The following is a 3,989-nucleotide window of genomic DNA, read 5'->3' as shown; positions in this document are numbered from 1 at the left end:
GAACCTCGCTAAGGCGCGTTTCTGCCGATAGCCAGATGCCCGTATTGCGCGAACATTTGTTCCGGGGCAAGGCGACGGGATCGAAAACGTCTGATGAGAACAGAATGCGCGCCGCGCTGATCCCTTTTGCCGCCATGGCATTTCTGGCCGCGTGCCAGCCCTCGCCCCCTTCACAGAACAGCGAAGTTCAGGCCCAGCAGATGCAACTGGCCGTCCGCCCGCCGATGCGCTGGTCCGAGCGCGAAGGCTCGGCCGCGTGGACCAAGGCGACGCTTGCCGCGCTGGACCGCGAAGGCGTGACCATGCTGTCGAAGGTTCCCCATGACATTGATGCTTATTGCCCGAATTACGCCAGCCTGACCGATACCGGGCGCAAGGCGTTCTGGGCGGGGCTGCTGTCGGCGCTGGCCAAGCATGAAAGCACCTATAATCCCAAGGCCAGCGGTGGCGGCGGGCGGTGGCTGGGGCTGATGCAGATCGCGCCGGCGACCTGGAACACCTATGACTGCGATGGCAGCATTACCAACGGGGCCGACAACATGGCCTGCGCGGTCAGGATCATGTCGCACCAGGTCGGCCGCGACAATGCTGTCGCCCGCGATGACAGCGGCAAGTGGCGCGGCGTGGCCCGTGACTGGGCACCGATGCGCAGCCCGGCCAAGCGTGCCGACATCGCCGCGTGGACCAGCAGCCAAAGCTATTGCAGCCCACAGATCTGACCCGTACGGAAAAAGCGTCCTGACCCCGAAGCGCGGGGAAGCGCGGCGGAATCGGGACGCAGTTATCGCCTGCAACGATTCGGTTTCGTGATCGCCGCATCCGGACCGTGGCACAAACAGGTTAAGGAACGGTTAATACCAACGGCCTTGCAGGCTGCTCGGTGGCAAGGCCAACGGAGGCATTGAGCCCCGCGCGACGGTGAAGGCAGGCGCTGGCCCGGCGTGCTTTGCACTTGCTTCCTGGCCGGGCCAGCGGGGGATGACCGCTTCATCCGCGCCTCGTCTTTCGGAAACGGTCATTCGTCGGAACCGCCGGATGTTTTGCGTCCCGCGATAGCCGGGGGAGCTGTGCGCCCCCCGGACCCCCGGCATTTTTTCCGTCCCACGACTGGTCAGGCGTGCCGCCCTTCGGGCCGCGGCATTAGCCGCGCCAGGCGGCATTCCCGAAAACTGCCGACGGCTTCCGTCAGCTATATTCATGGGTGAGGCAGCGGTACAGCTTTTGGGGGCGCATAAACGGGTGGGCGGACGGCATCCGGCAAACCCATTGGCCGGGCGGCAGCGACGGGGCGGGCTTTGCCCGGCCCTCACCCCCTTTCCACAAACGCGGCGATTGCCAGCAATATCCGGACAGTGGTTCCGGCGGTTCCGGCGCGAGAACGGAAAGGTCAGCTTGCGGCAGCGATGAAATTGCGGATCAGCGCGCTATCCTTGATGCCGGGTGCGGTCTCGACGCCAGAGCTGACATCGACACCCTTTGCGCCAGTCAGGCGAATCGCTTCGGCGACATTGGCGGGGGTCAGGCCGCCGGCCAGCAGCCAGGGCCTAAGCCAGCGCCGCCCGGCCAGCAGCCGCCAGTCGAAGGCCAGCCCGTTGCCACCGGGCAGGACCGCGTCCTTTGGCGGCTTGGCATCGATCAGCAGCATATCTGCTACCAGACTGTAATCCAGCAAACCATCCAGATCGCCGGACCCGGCAATGCCCACCGCCTTCATCACCGGCAGGCCAAGGCGCGATTTGACCTCGGCGACGCGCTGCGGGCTTTCCTTGCCGTGCAACTGGATGACATCCAGCGGCGCGGCGGCCAGCACATCCTGCAACAGCGCATCATCGGGATCGACGAACAGCCCCACACGCGCCACCCCCGCCGGAACCTCGGCCATCAGCGCCGCAGCCTGCGCGGGGGAAACCGCACGAGGCGATTTCGGGAAAAAGACAAATCCCAGATATCGCGCCCCGGCGTCGCTTGCCACGGCGACGTGTTCGGGCTGGCTCAGCCCGCAGATCTTGACCTGAGCCATGCCTCAGCGCGGCGCGGGCAGCGAAGCGCCAGTCTGGGCTGAACCTGTGGGCGTGCGGCTCTGATGGTCCAGAATCGCCAGCACTTCATCGCGTGGATTCGCGTGGCGCTGACGCAGATTGCCGACCTCGCCCTCAAGCCGGGCGATATCGACGCTGCGCTGACGCGCCTCGCGGCGCAGATGCGCCTCGCGCAGATATTCCCAGATCAGGCCCATCAGCATGCCAAAGGCAACCGCGAGGAAGATGACCAGAAACAGCGGCAGTTGCACCGACCACTGCCCGCCCAGATATTGCCCGAAATTCGCCGGAAAGGCGTGCAGGGTCACGATGTCCCGGTTGGCAAGAGCCACCGCGATCAGAACAATGCCCAGCAGGGTCACGAACAGCAGGCGAAGCAAGCGCATCTTGTATCCTCTTTCCGGCGCGATCCGTGCGCCTTGCCCTTCATAGGCCGATCACGCCTCGCCGTTCAACCGGTCGCGCAGCAGCTTGCCCGTCTTGAAGAAGGGCACGTGCTTTTCCTCGACATCGACGGAATCGCCGGTGCGGGGGTTGCGCCCGGTCCGGGCATCGCGTTTCTTGACCGAGAACGCCCCGAAACCGCGCAGCTCGACACGATCGCCGCGCGCCATGGCGTCGATCACCTCTTCGAAGACGGTATTGACGATCCGTTCGACGTCGCGCCTGAACAGATGCGGGTTTTCATCGGCAATCTTCTGGATCAATTCGGAACGGATCATTCAAACCCCCCATTAACCGCGGCGATAGTCAGACGGAGACCATAAAACAGGCCAAACCGGGCTTGCGAACACCCAAACGCACAAATCGGCGCCCGGTTTCCAAGCGTTGCCAGTTTTGCCGCCCTCTTGCAACCCGGATCGTGCCTGCAAACCACGAAACTTGCAACAGAAAAAGCCCGCCCCGGCAATTTCCGGGGCGGGCTGCATCTGCGTTGACGCAAGGCGCGATCAGTTGCCGCGATTCAGCGCAGCGCCAAGGATGTCGCCCAGCGAGGCTCCCGAATCCGAGCTGCCATACTGTTCCACGGCTTCCTTTTCCTCGGCGATCTCGCGTGCCTTGATCGACAGGCCCAGACGGCGGGTCTTGGTGTCGATATTGGTAACGCGGGCATCGATCTTGTCGCCGACCTGGAAACGCTCGGGGCGCTGGTCCTGACGGTCGCGGGCCAGATCGCTGCGGCGGATGAACGACTTGACGCCGTTATATTCCACCTCGATCCCGCCATCCTCGATCGCGGTGATCACGGCGGTCACGACCGAGCCACGCTTGACGCCATCGACGGCCTCGGCCATGTGCTCGTTCTCAAGCGCCTTGATGGACAGCGAGATACGCTCTTTCTCGACATCGACATCCTGCACGACCGCCTTGACGATATCGCCCTTGCGGAAGTCCTGGATCGCCTCTTCGCCGCGCGTATCCCAGCTGATGTCGGACAGGTGAACCATGCCGTCGATATCGCCTTCCAGACCGATGAACAGACCGAATTCGGTGATGTTCTTGACCTCGCCTTCGATGACGGTGCCCGAAGGATGGGTTTCGGCAAAGACTTCCCACGGCATGCGCATGGTCTGTTTCAGACCCAGGCTGACGCGACGCTTGGCCTCGTCGATTTCCAGAACCATGACGTCCACCTCTTGCGAGGTCGAGACGATCTTGCCCGGATGGACGTTCTTCTTGGTCCAGCTCATTTCGCTGACATGGACCAGGCCCTCGACCCCGGCTTCCAGTTCGACGAAAGCGCCGTACTCGGTGATGTTGGTCACGCGACCGTTATGGACGGTTCCCAGCGGGAACTTGGCGGAAACGGTATCCCACGGATCGGCCAGAAGCTGCTTCATGCCTAGGCTGATGCGGTGGCTGTCCTTGTTGATCTTGATGACCTGAACGTCAACGGTCTCGCCGATGGACAGGATTTCCGACGGGTGGTTGACGCGGCGCCATGCCATG

At 63.4% G+C, this 3,989-nt stretch carries 5 protein-coding genes; 1 reads left to right on the top strand and 4 read right to left on the bottom strand.

Features of this window, described 5'->3' with window-relative positions:
- A partial coding sequence (locus ACK5L9_RS17080; RefSeq protein ID WP_416912655.1) for a transglycosylase SLT domain-containing protein occupies positions 1–719 on the top strand: 719 nt, incomplete at its 5' end.
- A gap of 668 nt (positions 720–1,387) precedes the next feature.
- Here ACK5L9_RS17080 and ACK5L9_RS17075 read toward each other — a convergent pair.
- The 4 genes from ACK5L9_RS17075 to ACK5L9_RS17060 all read right to left on the bottom strand — a co-directional run.
- Positions 1,388–2,020: a phosphoribosylanthranilate isomerase gene (locus ACK5L9_RS17075; RefSeq protein ID WP_416912654.1), complete on the bottom strand. Its 633-nt coding sequence runs from the start codon at positions 2,018–2,020 to the stop codon at positions 1,388–1,390.
- 3 nt (positions 2,021–2,023) lie between these two features.
- Positions 2,024–2,425 (bottom strand): lipopolysaccharide assembly protein LapA domain-containing protein, encoded by a 402-nt coding sequence (locus ACK5L9_RS17070; RefSeq protein WP_416912653.1) that lies wholly within the window; start codon positions 2,423–2,425, stop codon positions 2,024–2,026.
- Between the two features lie 51 nt (positions 2,426–2,476).
- Positions 2,477–2,761 (bottom strand): integration host factor subunit beta, encoded by a 285-nt coding sequence (ihfB, locus tag ACK5L9_RS17065; RefSeq protein WP_416912652.1) that lies wholly within the window; start codon positions 2,759–2,761, stop codon positions 2,477–2,479.
- A gap of 228 nt (positions 2,762–2,989) precedes the next feature.
- On the bottom strand, positions 2,990–3,989 hold a 1,000-nt coding region (locus ACK5L9_RS17060; protein ID WP_416912651.1), incomplete at its 5' end, for a S1 RNA-binding domain-containing protein.

It is taken from the genome of Paracoccus sp. (in: a-proteobacteria), assembly GCF_047973135.1.
Lineage (GTDB): Bacteria > Pseudomonadota > Alphaproteobacteria > Rhodobacterales > Rhodobacteraceae > Paracoccus.
Note: the sequence above shows the minus strand (reverse complement) of the source record. Positions and strands in the feature narration are given on the sequence as shown.